Genomic DNA, 25,292 nt, shown 5'->3' with positions numbered 1-25,292 from the left:
ACCCACTCGCAGTATGCCGAGGTTCTGTCATGTCGACCGATCTGTTCTTTGCCGCGCCCGCACGCCCGGATGTCCCGGATGAGGGTCGTCCGGCCACCGAGTCCGGGCTGTACACCGCCGGAGCGGAAGCTGGTCGAGCGTCTGCCGACGAGAAACACGCCACCGAAGCGGGGGTGCACGACACGTGTGCCGCCGACGCAAGCGGACACGATGCGGCCCGCATGGCGGAAACGGCTGTCGCCGAACAGCATTCGGATCACGACTCGCTGCGCGACCTCATCGACGACCGCCGCGTCGACGCCGCGCTGACCTGGCTGGACGACCACGCCCCGCACCGGATCGCCGACGAACTCGCGCGCATGGACGCCGTGCACGCCGGCATCGCGTTCCGGCTGCTGGACAAGGACCGTGCGCTGGCGGTGTTCGAGGAGCTCGAGCCGGTGGACCAGCAGCAGATCCTGTCCGGGATGCGTGATCAGAGCTTCCGGGAACTGGTGGAGGGGATGGACCCCGACGACCGCGCCCGGATGCTGCGCGAGGCCCCCGCGACGGTCGCCAAGAAGGTGCTGGCCGGGCTGAGCCCGCGCGAACGGCGGATGACCGCGGCGCTGCTCGGCTATCCCGAGGGATCGGTCGGTCGCTACATGACTCCGGAAGTCGTTGCGCTGCACTGTGATCTGACCGTCGAACAGGCGCTGCGGGTGGTTCGGGCCAAGGGCGCGCACGCGGAGACGGTGTACACCCTGCCGGTGGTGGACGGCGGTCGCCGGCTCACCGGCGTGGTCGAGATGCGGGAACTGGTTCTCAGCGATCCGGAGACGATGCTGACCGAACTCGTCGTCACCGCACCGGTTTTCGCCCGCGCGACCGACGCCGCGGAGAAGGCCGCGCGGCTCATGCGCGAGACCAACCTGATCAACCTGCCGGTCGTCGACAGCGAAGACCGGCTGGTCGGACTGCTGACCATCGACGACGCGGTCGAGGTCATCGAGGCGGCCGACAGTGAGGATGTGGCGCGGCAGGCCGGCGCCAGCCCGTGGTCCGGGCACTACATGGCCGCCGGTGTGTTCCAGCTGGCCCGCTACCGCGCGATGTGGTTGCTGTTGCTGCTGGTCGCGGCCACCCTGACGGTCACGGTGACCGACGCGTTCGAGGCGACGCTCGCCCAGGCCGCGCATCTCGCGTTGTTCATTCCGCTCCTGATCGGCGCGGGCGGCAATGCCGGTGCGCAGGCGGCGACCTCGTGTGTGCGGGCATTGGCCGTCGGCGAGGTGCGGGTGTCGGATCTGCTGAAGGTCATCTGGCGTGAGTGCCGGGTCGGTCTGGTGCTGGGGTCGATGCTCGCGGTGGTCGGCATGGTGATCGGCGCGGCGTTCGTCGGCGCGCAGATCGCGCTGGTCGTCGGCATCACCCTGGTGATCATCTGTGGCTGGGCCGCGACCATCGGCGGCACGATGCCGTTGCTGGCCAAGAAATTGCGCATCGACCCGGCGGTGATCTCCGCGCCCATGGTGACGACGCTGGTCGATGCGACCGGGCTGGTTATCTACTTCACGACGGCGAAGCTCGTCCTCGGCATCTGAGTCGGGACCGCGGGCGGCGACGGTACCGTCCGCTGTCGACGACAGCCGTCCGCGATGCTCGCCGGGGGTACCCGTCGCCGGGGCGTGGTCGTACGAGCGATCCGGGAAGATGGGGCGAAACCGATTCGGCGGCAATGCTTTACGGTACGTCGTGAATGATCGGGCGACGTTGGCGGCGAACAGGTACTGGATGGCCTTCTCTCGGTAGCAAGCCACCCTCCCAGCCGGTGAGACTGTCTCCACGCGAAGTGATTCCGAGGTGGCGTGCCTCGATGCCGCAGTGGGAGAGAAGGAAAAGCGCATGACGACATATGTTCTGGTGCCCGGCGGGTGGAAGGGCTCCTGGTCGTTCGAGGCGGTGGTTCCGCTGCTGGAGCGCGCCGGTCATACCGTCCACGCCCTGACCCTGACCGGTCTGCGGCCGGACGACGATGACGCGACGGTCGCGACCGCCAACCTCGACACCCACGCCGACGACGTCGTGCGGTTCATCGACCGCGCCCACCTGACCGATGTGACGCTGGTCGGGCACAGCTACGGCGGGATGGTGATCGCCGCTGGCGCCGACCGTGCCGGCGGCCGGATCGCGCGCCTGGTGCATCTCGACGCGTACGTCCCCCGGGACGGCGAATCGTGCTGGTCGGCGATGAACGACTACTTCCGGCGGGTGATCGCCGACGGCGCCGCGAACACCGGTTATGCCGTCCGCCCACCGGGCAACGGCGATCCGCGCCGCCGCCCCCACCCGCTCGCCTCGTTCCTGCAAACAATCCGGCTCACCGGCGCATTCGCCCGAGTTCCCCGCCGGGAGTTCGTCTACTGCTCGGGCTGGGAAGACCGCACCCCCTTCGCCGAACAGCGCACCCGGCTCGAAGCCGACCCCGGGTGGGTGGTCCACGACCTCCCCACCGGCCACGATGCCATGCACGAGGCTCCGGAGGCCGTCGCCGAACTGCTGCTGAGCGAGTGAAATATGCATACATCGCCGATGCGCTCATCAGTTCAGTCGTAGGAGACCGGCGTCGGTGGCTCCGAAACCGCATGCATCGCGGTAGAAGCTGCGCAGATGTGGTTCGTAATCGACGTGGAGCCATTCGATTCCGAGCTCGCGCAGGTCGCTGACCAGGGCGTTCACCAGGCCGGATCCGATGCTCTGCCGACGGAGATCCGGGGCGACCGCGGTGTCGAGGAGGAACGCGTGGCTCCCACCGTCCCACGCCGCGTGCACGAACCCGACGAGTCGAGCACCCACGAACGCGCCGACCCATGACCGGCCGTGCCGTTCCAAGCGCGCCTTCCAGGGCACGACGGTCCGGTCACCGCCGAATGCATCCGCGTGCAGCCGCGAGAGGGCCTCGTCGTCGACGGCGAAACGTATGCGGAGATCAACGGTCATGAGGCATCCTCTCGGAGCAAGTGGCGCGATGAACCCGGGGGCGTCATCCCGGCAGGCGGTATCAACTGTGTTGTAGCGCGAACTTTTCGTGCAAACCTCCATGAGATTGTGAGAAAACCGCTGAAGCCGAGGAGGTTTGCACGATTAGTGCGCCGCCCGCATGCGTTCACCGCCGCCGGTCGGGGCGCTGAGCCCGGTCGGGAGCACCTGCCAGCCTCATCGATGTCCGCCGGAATGTGCTCTGCGGGGATCGACCGGCACGTCCCGGTATTGGATCGCATTAGCAAACTCTCGGCATCGTTGCTGCGATGGTGGCGGCGGCAGTAGCCTGTGCATCGCGCGCTCGTCATTCGCTCTCGGCCGCGGTGTGGAACTTCCCACCCCGGAACGCATTTGCCCAGGACATGGGAGACACAAGCCCTTGTGTTGTGCTGAGCGGCGGCCCACTAGGAGTAGTGTCCGAGCGTACAATGACCGGCGAAGCGGGAAGGGTGAGTGAGCGGGCGTGAAGCTGATCGATCGAGTGTCTGCGATCAACTGGAATCGGGTGCCCGACGAGAAGGATGCCGAGGTCTGGGACCGGCTCGTCGGCAACTTCTGGTTGCCGGAGAAGGTTCCGGTGTCCAACGACATTCCGTCGTGGAACACGCTGAACGCGCACGAGAAGCAGTTGACCATGCGCGTGTTCACGGGGCTGACCCTGCTGGACACCATTCAGGGCACCGTCGGCGCGGTGAGCCTGATTCCGGACGCGCGCACCCCGCACGAAGAGGCGGTGCTGACCAACATCGCGTTCATGGAGTCGGTACACGCCAAGAGCTACAGCTCCATCTTCTCCACGCTGTGCTCGACCCGCGAGATCGACGACGCCTTCCGCTGGTCGGAGGAGAACCCGAATCTGCAGCGCAAGGCCGAGATCGTGCTCGAGTACTACCGGGGCGACGAGCCGCTCAAGCGCAAGGTGGCCTCCACGCTGCTGGAGAGCTTCTTGTTCTACTCCGGGTTCTATCTGCCGATGTACTGGTCCTCGCGCGCCAAGCTCACCAACACCGCCGACCTGATCCGGCTGATCATTCGTGACGAGGCCGTGCACGGCTACTACATCGGCTACAAGTACCAAAAGGGGCTCGAGGACCTCACCCAGCCCGAGCGCGACGAACTCAAGAACTACACCTTCGAGCTGCTGTTCGAGCTGTACGAGAACGAGGTCGAATACACCCAGGACCTCTACGACGAGGTCGGCCTCACCGAGGACGTCAAGAAGTTCCTGCGCTACAACGCCAACAAGGCGCTGATGAACCTCGGTTACGAGGGCCTGTTCCCGCGCGACGAGACCGACGTCAACCCGGCCATCCTGTCGGCGCTGTCCCCGAACGCCGACGAGAACCACGACTTCTTCTCCGGCTCCGGTTCCAGCTACGTGATCGGCAAGGCGGTCAACACCGAAGACGAGGACTGGGAGTTCTGAACTCGGTTCGACCATGAAGGGCCCGGACGCAGACTTCTGCGTCCGGGCTTGTTCGTTCTGGGCTCCTGGGACCTTGCCGAGCCCAGCCGCGCGAGTCTCCCCTAGGAGGAGGCGGCAGGCTGAGGCTCGTGAACGACGAGACGATGCTGACGATCGGCGCGCCGGCCGAGCGGACGGGGCTGACGGTCAAGGCGATTCGGTTCTAGGCGGATCGGGGGATCGTGGCGCCGACCGGCCGTAGTCGCGGCGGATATCGGCTCTACGATGCCGAGGCCTCCGCACGCCGGGAACTGGTGCGAACGCTGGGGCTTCGACATCGTTGTCGTACATGAGCGCAATCGGTTTCGAGCACGCACGGTTGGTGCATATGGACCGCGGCACGCGACAGTGGGTGAGTGTCAAGGTCTTTCGCATCGACCCGGGAGCGTCAACGCCGGAGTTGCTGGCGGCGCTGCTCGCGCATCGGCAGTATCGCGACCACTACGCGGGGGGACTTCCCGAGGAACAGGGTGAGCACCGCATGCACGGGCCCTATCGCCTGGAATGCATCACCCTCGATTCGTTCCGGCCGATCGAGACCGAGGGCGCCGTGGCGATCGTGCGAGGGTGGGCGGCCGCGGGTAAGCCGGTGTCAGCCGGAACGCAACGTGATCTCGACATGTTGGTCTACCCGGCCCTCGCAACTCCCGAGCTGTACGAATTATCCGATTTGCATTCAACCGCTGAACACGACTGGGGATGGGTGGTGGGTCATCTCGCAGGCTTCCACGAACTGATCGCCATCGACAGAATCAGGTGCTCACTGGCGTTGCTGGTCGCCTCGGACGACTGACCGCCATGCATTGCCGCGCGGCGGGGGTGGGGTGGGTGTCGATCGGGCCGACCGCTCGGTATGATTCGAATATGTGTTCGAGTGCCGGGGGTGTGTCGTCGGAGGGGGCGGGCGATGGGTTCTCCGGCCGGGCGCCGCGACGGCTTCCGGACGGTGTCCCGCGGACCGAGGGGACCGAACCGCAGCTGCAGTATCCGAACGAGACCGGCTATTACTACCGGGTGCTCGTGCAGCCGCCGAAACCGGTGTGGGTGCGGTTGGATGCGATTCTCATCCGGGATCCGGGCGCGCCCCGGCACGTCAACGGGGCGGGGCTGGATATGACAGGGGAGCGGCCGGGGACATTGACCCACTGGGTCCCCTCGTTCAGTGGCGAGTGGCTGGGGCGGGTGAATTTCTCGGTCTGTTATGCGGACGGGCGGACGCCGCTGCACCTGACCGACCAGTTGGTGCCGGCCTACGCATTGCGTCCGCGGGCGGCAAGCGACGATCCGCGCCGCACCCCGGCGAATCCGTCGGATGCCGACGAGCGGATGGCCGGTGAAACTGGCCCCGAGCTGCGATGAACCGATACGCGCTCGCTCAGTCGGTGACGTACCCGTTCAGCGTCTTCCGTAGGTCGTCGAGGATCGCCCGCGCGGCGGTGAGCCCGGAACCGTGCCAGAGGTCGTCCTCGACGGCGAAATCGCGCTTGTCGGCGACGGCGCCGAGCTCTTTCCAGTCGTCGCCCTTCATGATTGATTCGCCGTGGCTCTGACCGTCGGGGCCGTCGAACATCAGATAGATGATGTCGCCCTCGATCTTGTTGCGGTCGCTCTCGGTGGCGAGGCTGTCCACCGTGAACGAGCGATCGCGCTGGGCGCCGGGCCGCTGCACACCGGCGTCGGCGAGCACCTGCCCCGCGAACGTGTCGGTGCCCTGAACCTGAATGTCCTTGGGGGAGAAGCGGATCACCGATGCCTGCGAGAAATTGGCCGCGATCGATGCTCCGGTTTCGCGGGCGTCCGTGCGGTAGTCCGCGAGCGCCTTCGCGCCGGCCGAACCGCGGCCCAGGGCGTCGGTGTAGGCGGTGAAATCGTCCTGCCAGCCGCGGTGGTCGACCAGTACGGTCGGGGCGACGCCGCGCAAGGCGGCGAGATCCCCGTCACCCGCGGCGCCCAGGATCAGATCCGGTTGCAACGCGGAGATTTTCGCCGGGTCCACCGCCCCGGAGGTCCCCACGCTCGGGATCTTCAGCACGCCGGTGCCCAGATAGTTCGGTTGCGGCGCCGGGCCGGGTTGCGTGGTCGCGCCGACGACCCGCTCCCACAGGCCCACGGCACAGACCGCGTCCAGCGCCGCGGTGTCCAGGACGACAATGCGTTTCGGATCCGCGGGCACCTGGGTGCCCGCCACCGTGCGCGTGCCCGACGCCTGATCGGGGGCGGTGGGCAGGGCGCAGGCCCGGGTGGTGTCGCGCTCGATGCCGACCACGCTCGCACCGCCGATATTCGTGGTGGTCCGGACGATCGAACTCGATGCGTCGTCACCCCCGGTGCCGCACCCGGTGACCAGGGCGACCACCGCGCCGACGGCCGCACCGCCGAGCGAGAGCCGGCGCGCACTGGTGCGCTTGCGGGTCTTGGGCTTTCGGGTGGAGACGCGTTCGCTCACCGGCATGCAGCGTAGGGTACATGCGCCCGTGTGCAGGGTCGTTGCGGCACCGTCCGCGCGGCGAATACGACAGAGAGTAGGACCCCGTCGGACGCCTGCGACGCCACGGTTTACGATGCCTCTAGCGCAAGCCACCGTCGTTTCGTCATGTGCCGGAACGCACGAGCGTGCGAAACGAGCAGAAGGCACACCTTCAGGAGGATCAGTGACTGCTGTAGAGCCCCAGCCAGTCCCCAAGCTGGAAGCGACACGGCCGTATCCGGCACGACTGGGCCCGAAGGGTTCGTTCATCTACAAGGCCGTCACCACCACGGACCCCAAGGTCCTCGGTGTGATGTACCTGGTGACCGCGATGTCGTTCTTCATGATCGGCGGCCTGATGGCCCTGCTGATGCGTGGTGAGCTCGCTCGTCCGGGTCTGCAGTTCCTGTCGCCGGAACAGTTCAACCAGCTGTTCACCATGCACGGCACGATCATGCTGCTGTTCTATGCGACCGCGATCGTGTTCGGCTTCGCCAACATCGTGCTGCCGCTGCAGATCGGTGCGCCCGACGTCGCCTTCCCGCGTCTGAACGCGTTCAGCTACTGGCTGTACCTGTTCGGCGCGACCATGGCGACCGCGGGCTTCATCACCCCCGGTGGCGCCGCCGACTTCGGCTGGACCGCCTACACCCCGCTGTCGGACATCGTGCACTCCCCGGGTGTCGGCGGCGACCTGTGGATTCTGGGTCTGGCCGTCTCCGGTCTGGGCACCATCCTCGGTGGTGTCAACATGCTGACCACCGTCGTCTGCCTGCGCTGCCCCGGTATGACCCTGTTCCGGATGCCGATCTTCACCTGGAACATCGCCGTCACCAGCGTTCTGATCCTGCTGGCCTTCCCGCTGCTGACCGCCGCGCTGATGGCGCTGGCCTACGACCGGCACCTGGGCGGCCACATCTACGACCCGGCCACCGGCGGTTCGCTGCTCTACCAGCACCTGTTCTGGTACTTCGGCCACCCCGAGGTGTACATCATCGCGCTGCCGTTCTTCGGCATCGTGTCCGAGATCTTCCCGGTCTTCAGCCGTAAGCCGATCTTCGGTTACACCACCCTGGTCTACGCGACGCTGGGCATCGCGGCGCTGTCGATCGCGGTGTGGGCGCACCACATGTACGCCACCGGCGCGGTGCTGCTGCCGTACTTCTCGTTCATGACCTTCCTGATCGCGGTTCCGACCGGTGTGAAGTTCTTCAACTGGATCGGCACCATGTGGAAGGGGCAGCTGACCTTCGAATCACCGATGTTGTTCTCGGTCGGCTTCCTGGTCACGTTCCTCTTCGGTGGTCTGTCGGGCGTCATCCTGGCCAGCCCGCCGCTGGACTTCCACGTGTCCGACACCTACTTCGTGGTCGCGCACTTCCACTACGTGCTCTTCGGCACCATCGTGTTCGCCACCTTCGCCGGAATCTACTTCTGGTTCCCGAAGATGACCGGCCGCATGCTGGACGAGCGCCTGGCGAAGTGGCACTTCTGGGCGACCATGGTCGGCTTCCACACCACCTTCCTGGTGCAGCACTGGCTGGGTAACGAGGGCATGCCGCGTCGTTACGCGGACTACCTGCCGACCGACGGTTTCACCGCCCTGAACACCGTCTCCACGATCGGCGCCTTCATCCTCGGTGCCTCGACGCTGCCGTTCATCTGGAACGTCTTCAAGAGCTACCGCTACGGCGAGGTCGTGACCGTGGACGATCCGTGGGGCTACGGCAACTCGCTGGAGTGGGCCACCACCTGCCCGCCGCCGCGGCACAACTTCTACGAGCTGCCGCGGATCCGGTCCGAGCGTCCGGCGTTCGAGCTGCACTACCCGCACATGGTGGAGCGCATGCGGGCCGAGGCGCACGTGGGCTGGGGCTCGAAGTCCCATCACGTGGCCGAGCTCGAGAAGGTGTCGAGCTAGTACCCCGCTTCGAAGAGAGCAGTCCCGGCGCGGCGGCCGTCCAGTGCGACGGCCGCCGCGTTCGGCGTTTCGGGGGTGCCGCGCCGGGTCGGCGGTGCGGCAGTGACCCCGGCGACCGGTGCGCGCCGGTGGCCGCACCCGACCTGAGAGAATGTCTGCTGGCCGTCGCGGACCGCGATCGCCGCGGAAGTGGAGCTGTGACGAAGAGATGGAGTTGCGCGTGGGCACGTCCGAGTCCGATCGTGGCACTGCCACCGAGACGACGGTGCTGATCACGGTCACCGGACCCGATAAACCGGGCGTGACCTCGGTGCTGCTGGCGGCGCTGTCCCGGCACGGCGTGAGCCTGCTGGATGTGGAGCAGGTCGTGATCCGGGGCCGGCTGACCCTCGGGGTGCTGGTGACGAGTCCGGGCGATCCGGAGGATCTGCAGGATCAGCTCGAGGACGCGATGGCGACCGTCGGCATGCAGGTCGACGTCGAGATCGGCGCCAATTCGGTCTCCGGGGCGCCGCTGTCCACACACGCGGTGGTGGTGCTCGGCAGTCCGGTGACCGCTCGCGCGTTCAGCACCATCGCGCGCACTCTGGCCGCCCAAGAGGTCAACATCGACTCCATCCGCGGTATCGCCGACTACCCGGTGACCGGTCTCGAACTGATGGTCACCGCACCGCCCACCGAGGACGCGCTGGCCGAGACCCGCCTGCGCACGGCGCTGGCCGAGGTCGCCGCGAAGGAGAAGGTGGACGTCGCCGTCGAGCGCGCGGGGCTGGCCCGGCGGGCGAAGCGGCTCATCGTCTTCGACGTCGACTCCACCCTGATCCAGGGCGAGGTGATCGAGATGCTGGCCGCCCACGCCGGTGTCGAGGAGGAGGTCCGCAACGTCACCGAGGCCGCGATGCGCGGGGAGATCGACTTCGCCGAATCGCTGCGTCAGCGCGTCGCCACCCTCACCGGACTGGATGAAACGGTGATCGATCAGGTCGCCGAGCGGATCGAGTTGACCCCCGGCGCGCGGACCACCATTCGCACCCTGCGCCGCCTCGGATTCCGGTGCGGTGTGGTCTCCGGCGGATTCCGTCAGGTGATCGAACCGCTGGCGCACGAGCTGGAACTGGATTTCGTGCACGCCAACACCCTCGAGGTGGTCGACGGCAAGCTCACCGGTCAGGTCATCGGCGAGATCGTCGACCGGCCCGGAAAGGCGGTGGCGCTGCGGCGTTTCGCGGCCGAGGCGGGCGTGCCGATGGAACAGACCGTCGCGGTCGGCGACGGGGCCAACGACATCGACATGCTCAACGCCGCCGGCCTCGGTATCGCCTTCCAGGCCAAGCCCGCGCTGCGGGAGGTCGCCGACACCGCGTTGTCGCATCCGTTCCTGGACGCGGTGTTGTTCATTCTCGGGGTCACCCGCGATGAGGTCGAGGCCGCGGACGCCCGAGACGGACTGCTGCGCCGAGTGCCGCTGAGCTGATGACCGAACCCGAGATCGACGCGCCCGAGGGCGCCGCACCGCCACTGCTGCTGGATTCGGGTTTCCGTGCCCGGCATGCGGAATTGGCGCTGGGTTACGGGGGTGGCGGCGATCCGGACGATCCCGCGCAGGTGCAGGCGATGCAGATGGTGCTGCACATACCGAAAGCCGAACCACCGCGCCGCAGTGCGGTACTCGAGGCCGCGGCCGCCGCGGCCGTGGCGCTCTGCCTGGACCCGCGGGTGGGTCCGGACGGTGAGTGGCAGGACCGCTATCTCGCGTGGAAGCGCTCGCGTATCCGGAAGGTCGCGCGCCGGGCCCGTGGCGCACAATGGCTCGCGGCCAGCGAGGTGGACGGCGTCACGCTCGAGGTGGACGGCGCCGAGGCGCGCGCCCTGGTGCCCGGTCCGGTCGGCGACATCGACCAGCGCATTCGCAGACTGCAGATCGGGGGCACCGATCTCGAATCGGACGAGCCCGGTCCCGTGGACCCGGAACTGCCCGTGCTGTGGGTGAATTCGGCCCTGAGCATGACCGTGGGCAAGGCGGCGGCGCAGGTCGGTCACGCGAGCATGTTGCTGGCCGGTGCGCTTCCGGTGGAACAAGCCTTCGCCTGGGCGCAGCGTGGATTCCGCTGCGCCGTCCGGGACGCGGAGCCGGATCTCTGGGCCCGCCTGTGCGCCCGAGTGAACGGTGGCGACGGGCTCGAGACGATCGCCGCCGTGCGGGATGCCGGGTTCACCGAAGTCGCGCCCGGATCGATGACGGTGATCGCGATGGCGCCGCCGATGAGCCCGCTCGACGACGCGGCGTAGCGCGGCGCGACCACCCACCGCACCGAGCCGAGGCCCGGCGTGCCGTGGCGTGTCGAGCGCCGTAGGGTGCTCAAACGTGCGGAATGTCACTGCGGCAATGGCCGATTCGGATCGTGGGGGAGCGGGTGGCCGACTATGACGGATAGCGTGCACACCGACCACGTTGGCAACGGATCGAGCGCGTCGGCAAAGATGGAGCTCGTGCCGCAACCGGATCCCGATCTGCTCATCGATTTCAACGAGGTGACCGTCCGGCGTTCGGGCCATACCCTGGTGGGTCCCGTCACCTGGCAGGTGGAGCTCGACGAACGCTGGGTCGTGCTCGGCCCCAACGGCGCCGGTAAGACGTCGCTGCTGCGGATGGCCGCCGCCGAGCTGTATCCGACCTCGGGGTCGGCCACGCTGCTGGGCGAAGTGCTCGGCAAGACCGACATCAGCGAACTGCGGCCGCGCATCGGCCTGTCGTCGGCGGCGGTGGCCAGCCGGATCCCGGTGGACGAGAAGGTGTCGGATCTGGTGGTGTCGGCGGGGTACGCCGTGATGGGCCGCTGGCGCGAGCGCTACGACGATGTCGACACCGACCGCGCCGTCGACATCCTGGAAAGCCTGGGCGCCGAACACCTTTCGGACCGCGCCTACGGAACCCTGTCCGAGGGCGAACGCAAACGCGTTCTCATCGCCCGCGCTCTGATGACCGATCCCGAACTGCTGCTGCTCGACGAGCCGGCCGCCGGGCTCGATCTGGGTGGCCGCGAGGAACTGGTCGAGCAACTGGGCGATCTGGCCGCCGACCCGGATGCTCCGGCGACCGTGCTGGTCACCCATCACGTCGAGGAGATTCCGCCCGGCTTCACCCACGCGCTGCTGCTCAACGAGGGCGATGTGATCGCACAGGGCCTGCTCTCGGACGTGCTGACCGCCGAGAACCTCAGCGAGGCCTTCCGCCAGTCCATCGCCCTCGATCGCATCGACGGACGGTATTTCGCGCGGCGCTCGCAGCGTTTCGGCCGCCACCGCGCCTGAGCCGGTTCCCGGCGCCTGTTCCCGCAGTGCGCACCGGTGCCGCATTCGGGCACCTGCTGCCGATCGGAACCAAGCGCGCGTTATGGTGCGATTGTGAGTGAATCTGTTGCGGAAACCCCGGCCGAGCCACCGGCGCCGAAGGACGCTTCGACCGTCGTGCTCGTGCGTGACGGCGCATCCGGACCGGAGGTATTCCTGCAACGACGGGTCAAGGCGATGGCCTTCGCGGCCGGCATGACCGTCTTTCCCGGTGGCGGTGTCGACCGCTCCGATGCCGACGCGGAAATCGGCTGGGCCGGGCCGGACCCGACGTGGTGGGGTCGTCGTTTCGGAGTCGACCGCGCTCGCGCGCAGGCGCTGGTGTGCGCCGCGGTACGGGAGACCTTCGAGGAATGCGGTGTGCTGCTGGCGGGCCCGACCGCCGACACCGTCGTCTCCGATACCGTCGCCTACCGCAGTGCCCGGGAGAAGCTCGAGCGCCGCGAACTGTCGTTCGGCGATTTCCTGGCGAACGAGAATCTGGTGCTGCGCGCTGATCTGCTGCGCCCGTGGGACAACTGGATCACGCCGGTGGTGGAACCGCGGCGCTACGACACCTACTTCTTCGTCGCCGTCCTGCCGGAGGGGCAGCGCGCCGACGGCGCGACCACCGAGGCGCACGAGGTGGCGTGGCGGACTCCGGCGCAGGCGCTGGACCGCTGGCGGGCCGGCGAGGACGTGCTGCTGCCGCCGACCTGGACGCAGCTGAGTTCGATCGCCGAATTCGCCTCCACCACAGAGATTCTCGCGGCCGAGCGCGCGATCAGCCCGATCATGCCGGTCTTCGAGCCGGTCGACGGTCAGCCGATGCTGCAGTTCCCGAACAACCACCGGTATTTCGCCGACATGCCGGACGCGTCCCGGTTGCAGGGTTCGAAGCGAGACTGAGCCGGCGGTACGACCGGACTCACTCAGCCACAGGGCAAGGGCCGAGTCGCGAGCTGCTACCCGGCGCCGATCGCGGTGCGGTGGGCTCGTCTCGGGGACCCGTTTCGCCTCGCGGGTCGGGTCGGCAGCGTCTCGTCGCACTACCGGCGGCCCGGACGGCGACGCGCCGGCGGTCCGACACCGGCGCGAACATCCCGACGTCGGAGGTGTCCCGGCACGCACAGTAGGCTCGCCGCCGTGGCCGAATTCGTGACCGTGGACCGTGTCGAGGCGGGAATCGCCGTACTGCGTTTCGCCCGGCCGCCGCTGAATCTCATCGATCTGCAGCTGGCGCTGGAGCTGGCCGCGGCCGCCGCGGACCTCGCGGCGGACGACGAGGTGCGGGCCGTGATCGTCTACGGCGACGAGCGAATCTTCAGCGCGGGCGACGACATGGCCGAACTCGCGCGCTGGACGCCCGCGCAGGCCGACGCCGTCGCCGCGGATCTGCAGCAGGCACTGGGCTGCCTGGCCCGGATTCCGCAGCCGACGATCGCCGCGATCACCGGGTACGCGGTCGGCGCGGGCCTCGAGCTCGCTCTGGGCGCTGACCGCCGGCTCATCGGTGACAACGTCAAACTCGGCCTGCCGCAGATTCGGGCGGGCCTGATCCCGGTGGCGGGCATCCGCCGGCTGGGACTGCTCGTGGGCCCCGGCCCGGCCAAGGATCTGGTGTACACCGGCCGCTACGTCGATGCCGAGGAGGCGCCGGCGATCGGGCTGGTCGACGAGGTGGTCGCGCCCGACGACGTCTTCGCCGCGGCGCTGCGGTGGGCGCGGCAGTTCACCACCGGCCCGGCGCGCGCGCTGGCCGCGGCGAAACGGGTCTTCGAGGCCGGTCCGCACGGCCTCGACCGCGCCCGCGGCGAGTGGGCGGAGCTGTTCGAAACCGAAGATCGCAGCGTAGGAACACGTTCTTATTCGGCGTCCGGTCCGGGCGTCGCGGAATTCCTGGGCCGCTGACCCACTCCGCGTGATCACTCGATACGCTGTGCCACCATGACCGCACGTCTTGACGACCCCGCGCCGAACCCGCACGCCACCGAGGCCGAGGTCCAGGCCGCGCTCACCGACAACAAGCTCGCGCAGGTCCTCTACCACGACTGGGAGGCCGAGACCTACGACGACAAATGGTCCATCTCCTACGACGAGCGCTGCATCGAGTACGCGCGCGGCCGCTTCGACGCCGTCGCGCCGAATGCGCCGCTGCCGTACGAGCGGGCCCTCGAACTCGGTTGCGGCACCGGCTTCTTCCTGTTGAATCTGATGCAGGCCGGAGTGGCGAAAACCGGTTCGGTGACCGACCTTTCGCCGGGCATGGTCAAGGTCGCCACCCGCAACGCGCAGAACCTGGGGCTGGATGTCGACGGCCGCGTCGCCGACGCCGAGACCATCCCCTACGAGGACAACACCTTCGACCTGGTCGTGGGACATGCTGTGCTGCACCACATTCCGGATGTCGAGCAGGCGCTGCGGGAATGCCTGCGGGTACTGAAGCCGGGCGGCCGTTTCGTGTTCGCCGGTGAGCCGACCACCATCGGCAACTTCTACGCCCGCAAACTCGGCCAGATCACCTGGAAGGTCACCACCGAGGTGACCAAGCTGCCGTTCCTGTCCGACTGGCGGCGACCGCAGGCCGAACTGGACGAGTCGTCGCGGGCCGCGGCCCTGGAGGCCGTGGTCGACCTGCACACCTTCGATCCCTCCGAGCTCGAGCGGATCGCCCGCAGCGCCGGTGCGGTGCAGGTGCACGCCGAGACCGAGGAATTCGCGGCCGCGCTGTGGGGCTGGCCGGTGCGTACCTTCGAGGCGGCGGTGCCGGAGGAGAAGCTCACCTGGCGCTACCGGATGGCTCAGTACAAGGCGTGGCTGGGCCTGAGCAAGCTCGACGAGAAGGTGCTGCGCCACGTGGTGCCGCGCCAGTTCTTCTACAACGCCATGATCACCGGCGTGAAGCCGGGCGCCGCCGGAAAGTAGTGGGCGGCAGGCTGTCTCGCGTGCGGACCGGCTACGCTGCCGGTCCGGCGCGGACCGTCTCGACGGGCGTGGGGTGCATGCTCCGGCCCTCGGCGGTGCCGGTGTCCTACCGGCGTGCGGTCTCTGCTCGCTCGATACTCGTTGCGGCTCAGTCGGTCTCGCCTGTGCGGCGGCCGGAGCCGCGCTGATGGGGTATTCGTTCACAGCGGAAGACGTCGGCTTTCTGGACAGTGCGGCGGGCCGGGACGCACTGTCCGTGGTCGGGGAACACGCGCTGACGCCCGCGACGATGCTGCGCGACCTCGAGGTCCTGCGCCGCGACTACGGCGAGCGTACGGCCGCGCTGGTGGAGACCGTGCAGCTGCGCCGGCGGGCGGCCGCCAAACTCGACGACGCGGCCGAATGGCTGTTCACCGACGACGCTCTGCAGCAGGCGACGCCGAGTCTCGTGGCCCGACATCGGGCCCGGCGGCTGGCGGGGCGTCCCGTCCACGACATCACCTGCTCGATCGGCGCGGAACTCGCCGCGCTGCGGCGGGAATGCCCGGCGGTGCTCGGCAGTGATCTGGACCGGGTGCGGCTGGCGATGGCCGCGCACAATCTGGCGGATGCGCCGAATGTCGCACTGGCACAGGCCGATGCGCTGCGGCCGTGCAGTGCCGGCGCCGTGGTGATCGCCGATCCGGCGCGGCGCGCGGGAGGCCGGCGCACCCACGATCCGGCTCAGCTGCAACCGCCGCTACCGCAGCTGCTGGCCGTCTACCGCGACCGCGATCTGGTCGTGAAATGCGCTCCCGGACTGGATTTCGACCGTTTCGCGCAGCGGCGCCCGGGCGCCCGACCCTTGCCCGCGCGAGCCGACCGGACGGCCGCGGACGGGTACGCGGGCCTTTCGTGGGACGGTGAGGTCGAGGTGGTCTCCCTCGACGGCGCCGTGCGCGAAGCCTGCCTGTGGTCGCGCGGGCTCACCGAATCCGGGGTGACCAGGCGGGCGACGGTGCTGCGCAGCGACGGTTCCTCGTGGTCGCTGACCGATGCCGAGCCCGACGACCTTCCCGACCGCGAGCCCGGCACCTGGCTCGTCGACCCGGACGGCGCGGTGGTCCGGGCCGGCCTGGTCCGCCACTACGCCGCGAGATACGGCCTGTGGCAGCTGGATCCGCGCATCGCCTATCTCACCGGCGAGACGGTGCCGGCGGATGTGCGCGGTTTCCGCATCCTGGACCGGCTGGAATTCCGGGAGAAGCCGTTGCGCGCCGAACTGCACCGCCGCGACTGCGGTCCGCTGGAAATACTGATCCGCGGCGTCGACGTCGATCCCGATGCCCTGCGGCGCCGGATCAAACCGCGTGGCAGCACCCCGCACACCGTGGTGATCACCCGGATCGGCCGCACCGCAACGGCATTCGTCTGCGAAACCCCGCGCGTGGGGCCGGCGGCGAACTCTACCGATCCGGTGTGAAGGCGAACAGCTCGCCGATCCGGGTGCCGACCACGACCTGGCCGTCGGGTCCGATCGCGGTGGACACCGTCGTGCCCTGCGCACCCGGCAGTGCGGCGGAGGCGATCGTCTTACCCGACTTCGTCTCGAAGGTCAGCAGATGCAGCGCATCGCCCATCGGCACCACGACGTAGCCGGTATCGCCGGCCGTCTGCACCGGACGGCCGCGCAGGGTGAGATCCTTACGTTCCCAGGCGATCTCGGCGCGGTCGCCGTTGTCGTGCAACGCCAGCAGATGGCCGTCGTCGCCGCCCGGAATCAGCAGCCCGTCGAGTTCGGAGATGCCGCCGCGCGGGGCGAAGCCCAGCGGCTGCGTCCATTTCGTACGACCGTCGGCGGTGTCGACGGCGAGCAGGCGACCGCTGTTGTCGCCCACGTACAGCGTCTTCCCGTCCGACGACAGCGTCGGGCTGGTCGCGCTGCCGTCGGTGAGGATGTCGACGCTCCAGTCCTGGGTGACCTTCTTGTCGGCGTAGTGCAGCGCCACCACGGACGCCGCGGGCGCGCCGGTCCGCCAGGCGGTCAGATAGAAGCGGCCCGAATTCGGATCGAGCGCCGACACATTCGCCACCGCGCACTGCGGACCGCCGACGGCGCAGTCGTCGATACCCTGCCCGTCCGCCGGGCGCGTGACATTCGGGTGCGCGAGGAAGTCGGGGTCGCCCAGCACCTGATAGGTCGACACCTCGCGGTCGCCGGTCTGCCGGTCCAGGACGTCGACCTGACCGGACTGCGAGACCGACAGCACGGTCCCGTCGTGGGTGAACTGCACCGAGACCGGAACGCCGGCAACGGGAGTGCGCCAGCGCGGCTGCCCCAGCGCGTTGAACGAGAACACCGCGCCGTCGTCACCGACGTACACATTGCTCGCCCCGTCGACCGCCGAGGCCGCGGCGACGGCATCCGGTCCCAGCGCATTGCAGAAGCGCTTGCGCCCGGTGGGCATCTGGAACGAGAAGATCATGCCGGTGGTACCCGGCTTGCCGACACAGTCGGTGGTGGTGCGGGAGGTGACGAACAACTGGCCGTCCGGGCCGATCGTGGTCGCATTCGCCAGCGGGCCGCCGATCGGTCGCGACCAGCTCAGACTCAGATGCCGGGCGCCGGTGACGGGACTCGCGCCGCTGTTGCGGGCATCGTGGAAGGCCGACTGCCAGCCCTTGCCGGAACCGACCTTGATGTCGTCGACGGTGCTGCTGCCGCATCCGGTCAGCGCCAGGAGGCCCAGGGCGCCCACCGCCGCGATCGCGCGCCACGGGACGCCGCCCCGAATTACCGAGTGGCGCAACGTCGTCGGGTGGTGTCCGCCGCGGTCGTGCTCGCTGCGCTCGGGTCGCCGACTGCCGCTTCGCACCTGCTGCACTCCCATCTGTTCGTAACGGGCCTGCACGAGACTACGCTGGTACCTCGATCAGGTGACCACCGAGGTAACCGTCGCCCGAGGAAAGGGAGCTGGCCCGTGACGAGCATGTGGGGCGCACCGTTGCGTTCGCGTTGGCGGGGTTCGCGCCGCCGGGATCCGGAGCAGGCGCGCTTTCTGACGATGGCGTCGCTGCGCTGGGTGCTCGCCAATCGGGCGTACACGCCGTGGTATCTGGTGCGGTACTACCGGCTGTTCAAATTCCGGCTGGCGAATCCGCATATCGTGCTGCGCGGCATGGTCTTCCTGGGCCGCAATGTCGAGATCCACGCCACCCCCGAGCTCGGCCGCATGGAGATCGGCAAATGGGTGCATATCGGCGACGGCAACGCGCTGCGCTGCCACGAGGGCTCGCTGCGCATCGGCGACAAGGTCGTCTTCGGTAAGGACAACGTCGTCAACACCTATCTCGACATCGAGATCGGCGAGTCGACCCTGGTCGCCGACTGGTGCTACATCTGCGACTTCGACCACCGGATGGACGATGTGACGATGCCGATCAAGGATCAGGGCATCGTGAAGAGCCCGGTCCGCATCGGCCCCGACACCTGGATCGCGGCCAAGGTGACCGTGCTGCGCGAGACCCGGGTGGGCCGCGGCTGCGTGCTCGGCGCCCATGCCGTCGTGAAGGGGGAGATCCCCGACTTCAGCATCGCCGTCGGCGCCCCCGCCCGGGTGGTCAAGAACCGCAAGAAGGCCTGGGACGACGCCGCCGAGGAGCGCGCCCGGCATGCCGCCGCGCTGGCCGATATCGAACGCAAGAAGGCGGGAGTCGGCGCCGGATCGGACTGATCCGCCGGACCCGTATTCCTCTCGTACCGCTATCGGCTCGGCAGCGTGCGCGCCAGCCCGAACCACGGCAGCACCGTGCTCTCGAATCGGGTCAGGGCGCTGATGCGCTCGCCGGCGAGCGACAGGACGTACAGGCCGGTGCCGTAACTGCTGCCGTCCGGGCCGCGCAGGTAGGCGCCGAACGCCGGTTGGCCGTTGGCCCGCGTCGGTACCAGGTCGAATCGCCGCCCGGCGGCGAAGATGCCGGCGCAGAAGCGGGTGGCGACCTCGCGGCCCACGTATTCGAACGGAATCGGCGGCATCGACATGAAGACGTCGTCGGTCAGCAGTCGCACGAGCGCGTGCACATCGGCCGATTCCCACGCGCGCGCGAATCTCGCCACGATCGCCTCCTCGTCGGCCGATCCCGGTGCCGGTGACCGGCCGATCGGCCGGCGCCGCTCGAGTGCCACCCGGGCCCGGGTGAGGGCACTGTTGACCGAGTCGACGGAGGTGTCGAGCATCCGGGCGGTCTCGGCCGCACGGAATCCGAGGACATCGCGCAGGACGAGGACGGCGACCTGGCGCGGCGGCAGCAGTTGCAGCGCGGTCACGAAGGCCAGCGAGACGGACTCGCTCAGCTCGTAGCGTGCCTCCGGGCCGGGCGGCGCCTGCTCGAGCAGTGCGTCGGGACAGGGCTGCAACCACACGACCTCGCCGAGCCGTGACGGCTCGGGCGGTTCGACGTTCGGCACGTCCCACTCCTTCGCCCGGCGCCGGCCCGCGGCCCGGCGCGCGTTCAGGCACCGGTTGGTGGCGATCCGGTACAGCCAGGTGCGCAGCGAGGAGCGCTCCTGGAATGCGCCGATGCCCTGCCACGCGGCCAGCATCGTGTCCTGCAAGGCATCCTCGGCATCCTGGAGCGAGCCGAGCATCCGATAGCAGTGCAGCTGTAGCTCCGTGCGGTACGGCGCGGTCAACGCCCGGAACGCCGCACCGTCGCCCGCCCGCGCCCCGGCCATCAGATCGCCGATCGCCACCATGTCGTCATCTCCGTCTGTCATGACACACCTCCACCGAATATCGACACCGCGGCGACGGTGAATGTGTCGGTCCGAACGCGACCATTTCGGCCGATGCGGCGGTGTCTGTCTCTGTAGCAGTCCCGCCACCCACAAGAGGAGTACGCCATGGCAAAGATCGTCGTCTTCGAGAACGTGTCGCTCGACGGAGTGACCCAGGATCCGACCGGTGCGGAGGGTTTCAGCGACGCGGATTGGCGTGCGGCGCTGTCGCCGGACGACCGCGCGGAATGGGCCCGGCTGATTCACGACGATGTGCTGGACGCGCAGGCGCTGCTGCTGGGCAGGCGCAGTTACGAATACTTCGCTGCCCGGTATCCGCTGCGCACCGGCGCGACCGCGGACCGCATGAACGGTCTGCCGAAATACGTTGTGTCCGCGACGCTGTCGGATCCCCAGTGGAACAACACGACCGTGCTGCGAGGTGATCTCGCCGAGCAGGTGGCGAGGTTGCGACACCTCGTCGACGGCGAGATCCGGGTCTACGCGAGCACCGAACTGGTGCACGCGCTGACCGGCCACGGCCTGGTCGACGAGGTACGACTGGCGGTATTCCCGGTGGTGATGGGCGCGGGGAGCCGGCTCTTCGCCTGCGCCGACGGCTCGGCACCGGTCTCGCCGCGCCCCTTGCGGCTCACCGGGGTTCGCGCGGTCGGCACGGGTCTCGTGCACCTGACCTACGCACGCCTGCCGGACGCGTCCGCCGGACAGCCCGATCGCCGGGACGGCCGAACCGGCATTCCTGTCGGTGACGCCGGGTAGCCTTCGGCTCATGAACCGGTATGCGGCCTGGTTGCGGGGGATCATGCCCAGCAACCCCAACATGCGCAACGAGAAGTTGCGGGCGGTCTTCGAGGGCCTCGGCTACGAGGGGGTGGGATCGGTGCTGACGAGTGGGAACATCGTCTTCGGCAGCATTGAAACCGATATCGCCGCAATGGAATCGCAGATCCAGGCGGCGTTGCAGGCGGAGCTCGGCATCGGCGGCGGCACCATCATCCGCAGCCGGGAGGAGCTGCAGAAGCTGGTCGACTCCGATCCTTTTCCCGGCCTCACACATGCGCGCGGCACCTATCTCACCGCGACCTTCGTGAAGGATCGAGCCGGGTCCGCTCCGCCGGAGCTGCCCGGCAACCTGGAGTCGGCCGTGCGCATCGTGCGCTTCGACGAACCGGCGCGGGCGCTGCTGGCGGTCATCGACAACTCGGTCGCGGGCACGCCGAACCACATGTCGTGGCTCGAGACCGTCTACGGCAAGGACATCACCACCCGCACCTGGCTCACGGTGCAAAAAGTGCTGGCCAAGCTGTAGTTTTTCCTTCCTGAGGTCTTGACTGGAGAAAAATCAGGAGGAAACTAGGTGATACACCGGAACACCGGAAATCATCACGGAGTCGAACGAGACGTCGAACGACTCGCGGAGATGGTTTCCAGGATCTGGCCAGGCCCCCGGCAAGTCAGTCGAATATCCGGAACCGACAGCGACGACTGAGGTTCAGGTATCGATGGAGACTACCGGGGACTGCTGTGTTCGGGGGTCTCAACCGAGAGTCATTGCCGCGCGGACCTGTTCGGGGTCGAGCGCGCGTCCCGGCAGGGGATGGGCGGCCTCGGCGCGTAAGCCGTCGAGCAGGACCGTCAGATGCCGGCGCCACGCCTCGGGGGCGACCTCGCGCACGCCGTCGGTCGCGCGCACCACCGACCACAGCAGGAGGCCGAGATCGGCTTCGGTGATGTCGCTGCGCAGCTGCCCGGCCTCCTGCGCTCGCGTCACCAACCGCTGGAACAGGGTGTGCCCCTGCTGTTTCGCCACCTCGATCGGACTGTCGGCGGGCAGCGAATACACGCAGATATCGGTGAAGCCGCGATCGCTCGCCTGCCACTGCGCCAGCTTCGTCAAGTGGTCGACCAGCCCCGTCCACGGGTCGGCCGTCCGCAAGGCCTCCTCCGCGCTGCGGCCCGACTCGACGACCAGGTCCAGTAACGCGTCGCCGATCAGCGCCTCGCGGGTGGGGAAGTGGTTGTAGAGCGTGCCGATGCTGACCCCCGCGTCGCGTGCGATCTGATTCAGCGAAGCGTCGAGGCCCTCGGCCGTGAACCGCCGCCGGGCCGCCGCGGCGATCTTGTCCCGATTGTCCCGGGCGTCCCGACGCCGCGGGCGCGCGCCGGCCGCCGTTTCCCCGGTACTCGCCACCTTCTCGACCATGACCTCACACTAACAACTTGAAAACCCACTCGACTTAGCCTTAACTTGAGAATGTACTCAACTTGAGTGCCTTCTCGAGTTATGGAGGTTCGGTCATGCCACATCTGGCAGTGTTCGGCGCGGGTCCCGCGCTCGGATTGTCGGCGGCGCTGCGATTCGGCCGTGCGGGCTATTCGGTGACGCTGATCGCGCGCAACGCGGACACACTCGAACGGTTGCGGGCGCGGCTGGCGGCCGAGGGGATCGAGGTGGACGTCCTGCTCGCCGACCTCACCGACGACGCCCGGATCGACTACGCACTCGCCGAATTGCGGAGTGCGCACGGACTTCCGGACGTGGTGGTCTACAGCCCGGGTGATGTGAGCCGGCTACCCGTCGATGCCTTGTCGCTGGACGCGGACACCCTGCGCACGTGGTTGCCGATCAACCTGACCACGCCGGTGCGCATCATGCACGCGCTACTGCCGGCGATGACGGCCCGCGGGTCGGGCGCCGTCCTCATCGCCCAGGGCGGAGCGGTGCGCGAACCGCAAGCGGCGCTGGCCAGTTCGAGCGTGCCGCAGTCGGCCTTGCTCAATTACCTGTACGCGATCGACCAGCAGGTCCGACCGAGCGGTGTGCGGGTGGGCGCTCTGCTCATCACCCGCCTCATCGAAAACAGTGCGGCGCAACAGTTGTTCGATTCCGGCCATTTCGCCTCGGTGGAACCGAACGACGTGCGGCGAGTCCATCCCGATGCTCTTGCCGAGGATTTGTTCGCCATGGCCACCACCGAGGCCGCCGTCGAGCGAGCGGCCTGAACCCGGGACCCGGGAGCCACGCGTTCCGGCCCGCATCGTTGTCGCGGGCCGGAAGGGGGATTCGGTCGGGTGACGCTACGCCGCTCGTCGATTCTCGGGAACCGGCGCCGCCTGCTGCGGCTTGTCGCTCTCGTCGAAGCCCGGGCGGCCGGTACCGATGAACGCCACCAGCCAGGAGAGGACCGCGACGAAGCGGTTACGGAAGCCGACCAGATAGAACAGGTGGACGGCGAGCCAGGTGGCCCAGGCGATGGTGCCGGTGAACTTCACGCGGTCGTTGAGTTTGGTGACCGCGCTGAACCGGCTGATCACCGCCATCGAACCCTTGTCCCAGTACACGAACGGGGTGCCGGGCTGCTTCTTGCGGCGGATGATGTCGGCGACGTGGCGGCCCTCCTGCATGGCCGTCGGCGACTGGCCGGGATAGCCGTTCAGCGAGGTCATATCGCCGATGGCGTAGATATCGGCGTGTCCGCCCACCGTGCAGTCCGGGTTGATGAGAAGCCTTCCGGCACGGTCGGTTTCGCAGCCGGTGGCCTCGGCCAGCAGTGTGGCGAATCCGCCGGCCGCGACACCCGCCGACCACACCACGGTCTCAGCGCCGATACCGCGCTCGACACCGTCCTTGGTCTTGACGGTCACCTTGCCGGCTTCGATGTCGGTGACGAAGGTGTCGAGCAGCACCTCGACGCCGTTGCGGCTCAACGACTTGCGCGCATACTCCGACAGGCTGCCACCGAACGGCGGCAGCACCGCGCCCGCACCCTCCACCAGGGTCACCGAAATCTCCTGGTGGTAGTGGCGTTTCGCAAGCTCCTTGAGCTGACCGGCGACCTCGACGCCGGTCGGGCCCGCGCCGACGACCACGAAGCTCAGCAGCCGTTCCCGGGTTTCCGGATCGGCCTTCGCCGCCTCGGCGAAGACGCGCTCGATCTGTGCTCGCAGCAGTTTGGCATCGTCGATGGTCTTGAGTGAGAACGTCTTCTCCGCGAAATCGTCGCGGCCGAAATACGATTGGGTGGCGCCGGTGGCCGCGATCAGCGAGCCGTAGCGAATCTTGCGTGGCCCCTGCCCGGTCTCGTAGGTGAGGACGGCGGCACCGGCGTCGATATCGACGACCTTGCCCAGCCGCACCTCCGCGCCCTTGTGCCGGCGCAGGATCTGCGCGATCGGCGGAGCGATGTCGGTGGACGGGAGCACACCCGTCGCTACCTGATAGAGCAGCGGCTGGAACAGATGTTCCGGCGTCGCCGAGATGAGAACGTAGTCGATCCCCGATTTGCTGAGCTGCTTCGCGGCGGCGAGCCCGCCGAACCCCGAACCCACGATGACCACATCGGTGGTTTCGATTCCCGCATCCACGTCTTGCATGACAGCCTCCTTCTGTCATGAGTAAACGCGATTCATGCCCTGGATGTTTCGGGGGTCAGGGCGCATAATATTGATGACTCTTATCTAGATCATTCATGAATGGAGATCTTGATGGAACTTCGTCAGCTCACCTACTTCGTCGCGGTGTGCGAGGAGTTGAGCTTCAGTCGCGCCGCTGTGCGCTGCTTCATATCGCAATCGGCTATCAGTCATCAAATCGCGCGACTCGAACATGATCTTGGTGTGCAGCTCTTCGAACGCTCCACGCGCTCCGTTGTCCCGACTGAGGCAACCGTTCGGCTACTTCCCCTTGCGAAACAAATGCTGAGCCTCGAATCCGCTATTCGCGCAGCTGTTCGCGACTCCGGGCCACGAATTCGCCTGGCAGCGAATATGTCTTTCGCAACAAGATCGCTATCCGCGATAGCCGGAGCACGCGAAGCGCATCCGGGTGCCGAAATCGAGTTCGTCATCAAGCCGTTCCGGCAGCGCATCGCTGCGGTCGCCGACGGCGATTGTGATCTTGCTCTCATCCGCGGCAGTGTCGAACAGCCCGGTCTGACGGTCGAACAACTGTGGGTGGAGGACCTCGTCATCGCCGCCTCGACCGCCCACCCGCTGGCCGGCCGCGGTGATGTGACATTGGCCGAATTGGGGAAATATCCGCTGCTGCTGCCCCCGGAGACGGAACAGGTTCTTCTGCACAACGTCGTCCGGCACGCGTTCGCCGAGATACCGACCCGCCCGAGCTACGGCCCGCCGATCCCGCCGGACCACACTGCGACGATGGAGTTGATCAATCGGCCGGACGCCTGGACGATCCTCTACGCCGATAGTGCCACCGAAGGGATCGCCACGCTGAAACTCGCCGGCCGGCCGCTGCGCATTCCGGTGTCGGCCGTACTTCGCGGCGATATCCGGCGCTCACCCATCCTGGTCACCCTGCTGGCCGCCCTGCACAGTTCCTGAAAGCGCAGCTCCTGAAAACGGAGCAACGCCGCACCGGAGGCCG

General features: G+C 68.0%; 24 protein-coding genes. 18 read left to right on the top strand and 6 right to left on the bottom strand.

What is annotated here, in order from left to right; genetic code table 11:
* Positions 1 to 29: 29 nt before the first annotated feature.
* Positions 30 to 1,583: a magnesium transporter gene (gene mgtE, locus ACPCUW_RS23435; protein WP_423427118.1), complete on the top strand. Its 1,554-nt coding sequence runs from the start codon at positions 30 to 32 to the stop codon at positions 1,581 to 1,583.
* A gap of 301 nt (positions 1,584 to 1,884) precedes the next feature.
* Positions 1,885 to 2,553, top strand: a complete 669-nt coding sequence (locus ACPCUW_RS23430; RefSeq protein WP_423427116.1) for an alpha/beta fold hydrolase — start codon at positions 1,885 to 1,887, stop codon at positions 2,551 to 2,553.
* A 27-nt stretch (positions 2,554 to 2,580) separates the two neighbouring features.
* Here ACPCUW_RS23430 and ACPCUW_RS23425 read toward each other — a convergent pair whose 3' ends face one another.
* Positions 2,581 to 2,979, bottom strand: coding sequence for a GNAT family N-acetyltransferase (locus ACPCUW_RS23425; RefSeq protein ID WP_423427114.1), 399 nt, complete (start codon positions 2,977 to 2,979; stop codon positions 2,581 to 2,583).
* Positions 2,980 to 3,484: 505 nt separating this feature from the next.
* Here ACPCUW_RS23425 and nrdF point away from each other — a divergent pair.
* The 3 genes from nrdF to ACPCUW_RS23410 all read left to right on the top strand — a co-directional run bounded on the left by nrdF (position 3,485) and on the right by ACPCUW_RS23410 (position 5,845).
* Positions 3,485 to 4,447 (top strand): class 1b ribonucleoside-diphosphate reductase subunit beta, encoded by a 963-nt coding sequence (nrdF, locus tag ACPCUW_RS23420; protein WP_030515669.1) that lies wholly within the window; start codon positions 3,485 to 3,487, stop codon positions 4,445 to 4,447.
* Between the two features lie 328 nt (positions 4,448 to 4,775).
* A complete protein-coding gene (locus ACPCUW_RS23415) occupies positions 4,776 to 5,279 on the top strand; it encodes a hypothetical protein (RefSeq protein ID WP_064906124.1) in 504 nt (167 codons plus the stop codon).
* A 71-nt stretch (positions 5,280 to 5,350) separates the two neighbouring features.
* Positions 5,351 to 5,845 carry a hypothetical protein gene (locus tag ACPCUW_RS23410; RefSeq protein WP_423427113.1) on the top strand — a complete coding sequence of 165 codons (495 nt, stop codon included), beginning with the start codon at positions 5,351 to 5,353 and terminating at the stop codon, positions 5,843 to 5,845.
* 16 nt (positions 5,846 to 5,861) lie between these two features.
* Here ACPCUW_RS23410 and ACPCUW_RS23405 read toward each other — a convergent pair whose 3' ends face one another.
* Entirely contained in the window at positions 5,862 to 6,938 is a 1,077-nt protein-coding gene (locus tag ACPCUW_RS23405) for an ABC transporter substrate-binding protein (protein WP_423427112.1), read from the bottom strand.
* A gap of 199 nt (positions 6,939 to 7,137) precedes the next feature.
* Here ACPCUW_RS23405 and ctaD point away from each other — a divergent pair, with 199 nt between their 5' ends.
* The 8 genes from ctaD (at position 7,138) to ACPCUW_RS23365 (ending at position 16,591) form a co-directional block, all read left to right on the top strand.
* The gene (gene ctaD / locus ACPCUW_RS23400) at positions 7,138 to 8,874 is read left to right on the top strand and encodes a cytochrome c oxidase subunit I (RefSeq protein ID WP_062963242.1); all 1,737 of its coding nucleotides are present in this window, start codon (positions 7,138 to 7,140) and stop codon (positions 8,872 to 8,874) included.
* A 220-nt stretch (positions 8,875 to 9,094) separates the two neighbouring features.
* Positions 9,095 to 10,348 carry a phosphoserine phosphatase SerB gene (serB, locus tag ACPCUW_RS23395; protein ID WP_423427110.1) on the top strand — a complete coding sequence of 418 codons (1,254 nt, stop codon included), beginning with the start codon at positions 9,095 to 9,097 and terminating at the stop codon, positions 10,346 to 10,348.
* Positions 10,348 to 11,163, top strand: coding sequence for an aminoacyl-tRNA hydrolase (locus ACPCUW_RS23390; protein WP_423427108.1), 816 nt, complete (start codon positions 10,348 to 10,350; stop codon positions 11,161 to 11,163). Before serB ends, ACPCUW_RS23390 begins: the two co-directional genes overlap by 1 nt.
* 192 nt (positions 11,164 to 11,355) lie before the next feature.
* On the top strand, positions 11,356 to 12,186 hold the full coding sequence (locus ACPCUW_RS23385) for an ABC transporter ATP-binding protein (RefSeq protein ID WP_063015655.1): 831 nt from the start codon (positions 11,356 to 11,358) through the stop codon (positions 12,184 to 12,186).
* A gap of 93 nt (positions 12,187 to 12,279) precedes the next feature.
* Complete coding sequence (locus tag ACPCUW_RS23380) at positions 12,280 to 13,113, top strand: NUDIX hydrolase (RefSeq protein ID WP_063015654.1); 834 nt, start codon at positions 12,280 to 12,282, stop codon at positions 13,111 to 13,113.
* A 237-nt stretch (positions 13,114 to 13,350) separates the two neighbouring features.
* Entirely contained in the window at positions 13,351 to 14,115 is a 765-nt protein-coding gene (locus ACPCUW_RS23375; protein WP_423427107.1) for an enoyl-CoA hydratase-related protein, read from the top strand.
* 36 nt (positions 14,116 to 14,151) lie between these two features.
* Positions 14,152 to 15,129, top strand: coding sequence for a class I SAM-dependent methyltransferase (locus tag ACPCUW_RS23370; protein WP_030515679.1), 978 nt, complete (start codon positions 14,152 to 14,154; stop codon positions 15,127 to 15,129).
* A gap of 187 nt (positions 15,130 to 15,316) precedes the next feature.
* Positions 15,317 to 16,591, top strand: a complete 1,275-nt coding sequence (locus tag ACPCUW_RS23365; protein WP_423427105.1) for a THUMP-like domain-containing protein — start codon at positions 15,317 to 15,319, stop codon at positions 16,589 to 16,591.
* Here the strand turns inward: ACPCUW_RS23365 and ACPCUW_RS23360 are convergent.
* The gene (locus ACPCUW_RS23360) at positions 16,575 to 18,020 is read right to left on the bottom strand and encodes a PQQ-binding-like beta-propeller repeat protein (RefSeq protein ID WP_423427103.1); all 1,446 of its coding nucleotides are present in this window, start codon (positions 18,018 to 18,020) and stop codon (positions 16,575 to 16,577) included. The genes ACPCUW_RS23365 and ACPCUW_RS23360 overlap by 17 nt on opposite strands.
* Before the next feature lie 78 nt (positions 18,021 to 18,098).
* Between ACPCUW_RS23360 and ACPCUW_RS23355 the strand changes: the two genes are divergently transcribed.
* The gene (locus tag ACPCUW_RS23355; protein ID WP_039779969.1) at positions 18,099 to 18,842 is read left to right on the top strand and encodes an acyltransferase; all 744 of its coding nucleotides are present in this window, start codon (positions 18,099 to 18,101) and stop codon (positions 18,840 to 18,842) included.
* 29 nt (positions 18,843 to 18,871) lie between these two features.
* Here the strand turns inward: ACPCUW_RS23355 and ACPCUW_RS23350 are convergent, their stop codons facing one another.
* Positions 18,872 to 19,885: an RNA polymerase subunit sigma-70 gene (locus ACPCUW_RS23350; RefSeq protein ID WP_423427101.1), complete on the bottom strand. Its 1,014-nt coding sequence runs from the start codon at positions 19,883 to 19,885 to the stop codon at positions 18,872 to 18,874.
* A 126-nt stretch (positions 19,886 to 20,011) separates the two neighbouring features.
* Here ACPCUW_RS23350 and ACPCUW_RS23345 point away from each other — a divergent pair, with 126 nt between their 5' ends.
* On the top strand, positions 20,012 to 20,665 hold the full coding sequence (locus ACPCUW_RS23345) for a dihydrofolate reductase family protein (protein WP_423427100.1): 654 nt from the start codon (positions 20,012 to 20,014) through the stop codon (positions 20,663 to 20,665).
* Between the two features lie 10 nt (positions 20,666 to 20,675).
* Positions 20,676 to 21,215, top strand: coding sequence for a DUF1697 domain-containing protein (locus ACPCUW_RS23340; protein ID WP_423427098.1), 540 nt, complete (start codon positions 20,676 to 20,678; stop codon positions 21,213 to 21,215).
* A 228-nt stretch (positions 21,216 to 21,443) separates the two neighbouring features.
* Here ACPCUW_RS23340 and ACPCUW_RS23335 read toward each other — a convergent pair whose 3' ends face one another.
* Positions 21,444 to 22,109: a TetR/AcrR family transcriptional regulator gene (locus ACPCUW_RS23335; RefSeq protein ID WP_423427096.1), complete on the bottom strand. Its 666-nt coding sequence runs from the start codon at positions 22,107 to 22,109 to the stop codon at positions 21,444 to 21,446.
* Between the two features lie 95 nt (positions 22,110 to 22,204).
* Between ACPCUW_RS23335 and ACPCUW_RS23330 the strand changes: the two genes are divergently transcribed.
* Complete coding sequence (locus ACPCUW_RS23330; protein ID WP_063015649.1) at positions 22,205 to 22,909, top strand: SDR family NAD(P)-dependent oxidoreductase; 705 nt, start codon at positions 22,205 to 22,207, stop codon at positions 22,907 to 22,909.
* A gap of 75 nt (positions 22,910 to 22,984) precedes the next feature.
* Here ACPCUW_RS23330 and ACPCUW_RS23325 read toward each other — a convergent pair whose 3' ends face one another.
* The gene (locus tag ACPCUW_RS23325; protein ID WP_423427094.1) at positions 22,985 to 24,280 is read right to left on the bottom strand and encodes an NAD(P)/FAD-dependent oxidoreductase; all 1,296 of its coding nucleotides are present in this window, start codon (positions 24,278 to 24,280) and stop codon (positions 22,985 to 22,987) included.
* Positions 24,281 to 24,391: 111 nt separating this feature from the next.
* On the opposite strand from ACPCUW_RS23325, the gene ACPCUW_RS23320 reads away from it, so the two are divergent.
* Positions 24,392 to 25,249 (top strand): LysR family transcriptional regulator, encoded by an 858-nt coding sequence (locus tag ACPCUW_RS23320; protein WP_063015687.1) that lies wholly within the window; start codon positions 24,392 to 24,394, stop codon positions 25,247 to 25,249.
* Positions 25,250 to 25,292: the final 43 nt, after the last annotated feature.

It is taken from the genome of Nocardia sp. AB354 (assembly GCF_049538315.1).
GTDB lineage: Bacteria > Actinomycetota > Actinomycetes > Mycobacteriales > Mycobacteriaceae > Nocardia > Nocardia nova.
The sequence above is the reverse complement of the archived record's forward strand: the minus strand, read 5'-3'. Positions and strand labels throughout refer to the sequence as shown.

Bases quoted from the DNA above. Each gene is read 5' to 3' on its own strand.
- mgtE (WP_423427118.1), top strand. From the start codon at position 30: ATGTCGACCGATCTGTTCTTTGCCGCGCCCGCACGCCCGGATGTCCCG.
- ACPCUW_RS23430 (WP_423427116.1), top strand. From the start codon at position 1,885: ATGACGACATATGTTCTGGTGCCCGGCGGGTGGAAGGGCTCCTGGTCG.
- ACPCUW_RS23425 (WP_423427114.1), bottom strand. From the start codon at position 2,979: ATGACCGTTGATCTCCGCATACGTTTCGCCGTCGACGACGAGGCCCTC.
- ACPCUW_RS23415 (WP_064906124.1), top strand. From the start codon at position 4,776: ATGAGCGCAATCGGTTTCGAGCACGCACGGTTGGTGCATATGGACCGC.
- ACPCUW_RS23410 (WP_423427113.1), top strand. From the start codon at position 5,351: ATGTGTTCGAGTGCCGGGGGTGTGTCGTCGGAGGGGGCGGGCGATGGG.
- ACPCUW_RS23405 (WP_423427112.1), bottom strand. From the start codon at position 6,938: ATGCCGGTGAGCGAACGCGTCTCCACCCGAAAGCCCAAGACCCGCAAG.
- ACPCUW_RS23390 (WP_423427108.1), top strand. From the start codon at position 10,348: ATGACCGAACCCGAGATCGACGCGCCCGAGGGCGCCGCACCGCCACTG.
- ACPCUW_RS23385 (WP_063015655.1), top strand. From the start codon at position 11,356: ATGGAGCTCGTGCCGCAACCGGATCCCGATCTGCTCATCGATTTCAAC.
- ACPCUW_RS23370 (WP_030515679.1), top strand. From the start codon at position 14,152: ATGACCGCACGTCTTGACGACCCCGCGCCGAACCCGCACGCCACCGAG.
- ACPCUW_RS23365 (WP_423427105.1), top strand. From the start codon at position 15,317: ATGGGGTATTCGTTCACAGCGGAAGACGTCGGCTTTCTGGACAGTGCG.
- ACPCUW_RS23355 (WP_039779969.1), top strand. From the start codon at position 18,099: ATGTGGGGCGCACCGTTGCGTTCGCGTTGGCGGGGTTCGCGCCGCCGG.
- ACPCUW_RS23350 (WP_423427101.1), bottom strand. From the start codon at position 19,885: ATGACAGACGGAGATGACGACATGGTGGCGATCGGCGATCTGATGGCC.
- ACPCUW_RS23345 (WP_423427100.1), top strand. From the start codon at position 20,012: ATGGCAAAGATCGTCGTCTTCGAGAACGTGTCGCTCGACGGAGTGACC.
- ACPCUW_RS23340 (WP_423427098.1), top strand. From the start codon at position 20,676: ATGAACCGGTATGCGGCCTGGTTGCGGGGGATCATGCCCAGCAACCCC.
- ACPCUW_RS23335 (WP_423427096.1), bottom strand. From the start codon at position 22,109: ATGGTCGAGAAGGTGGCGAGTACCGGGGAAACGGCGGCCGGCGCGCGC.
- ACPCUW_RS23330 (WP_063015649.1), top strand. From the start codon at position 22,205: ATGCCACATCTGGCAGTGTTCGGCGCGGGTCCCGCGCTCGGATTGTCG.
- ACPCUW_RS23325 (WP_423427094.1), bottom strand. From the start codon at position 24,280: ATGCAAGACGTGGATGCGGGAATCGAAACCACCGATGTGGTCATCGTG.
- ACPCUW_RS23320 (WP_063015687.1), top strand. From the start codon at position 24,392: ATGGAACTTCGTCAGCTCACCTACTTCGTCGCGGTGTGCGAGGAGTTG.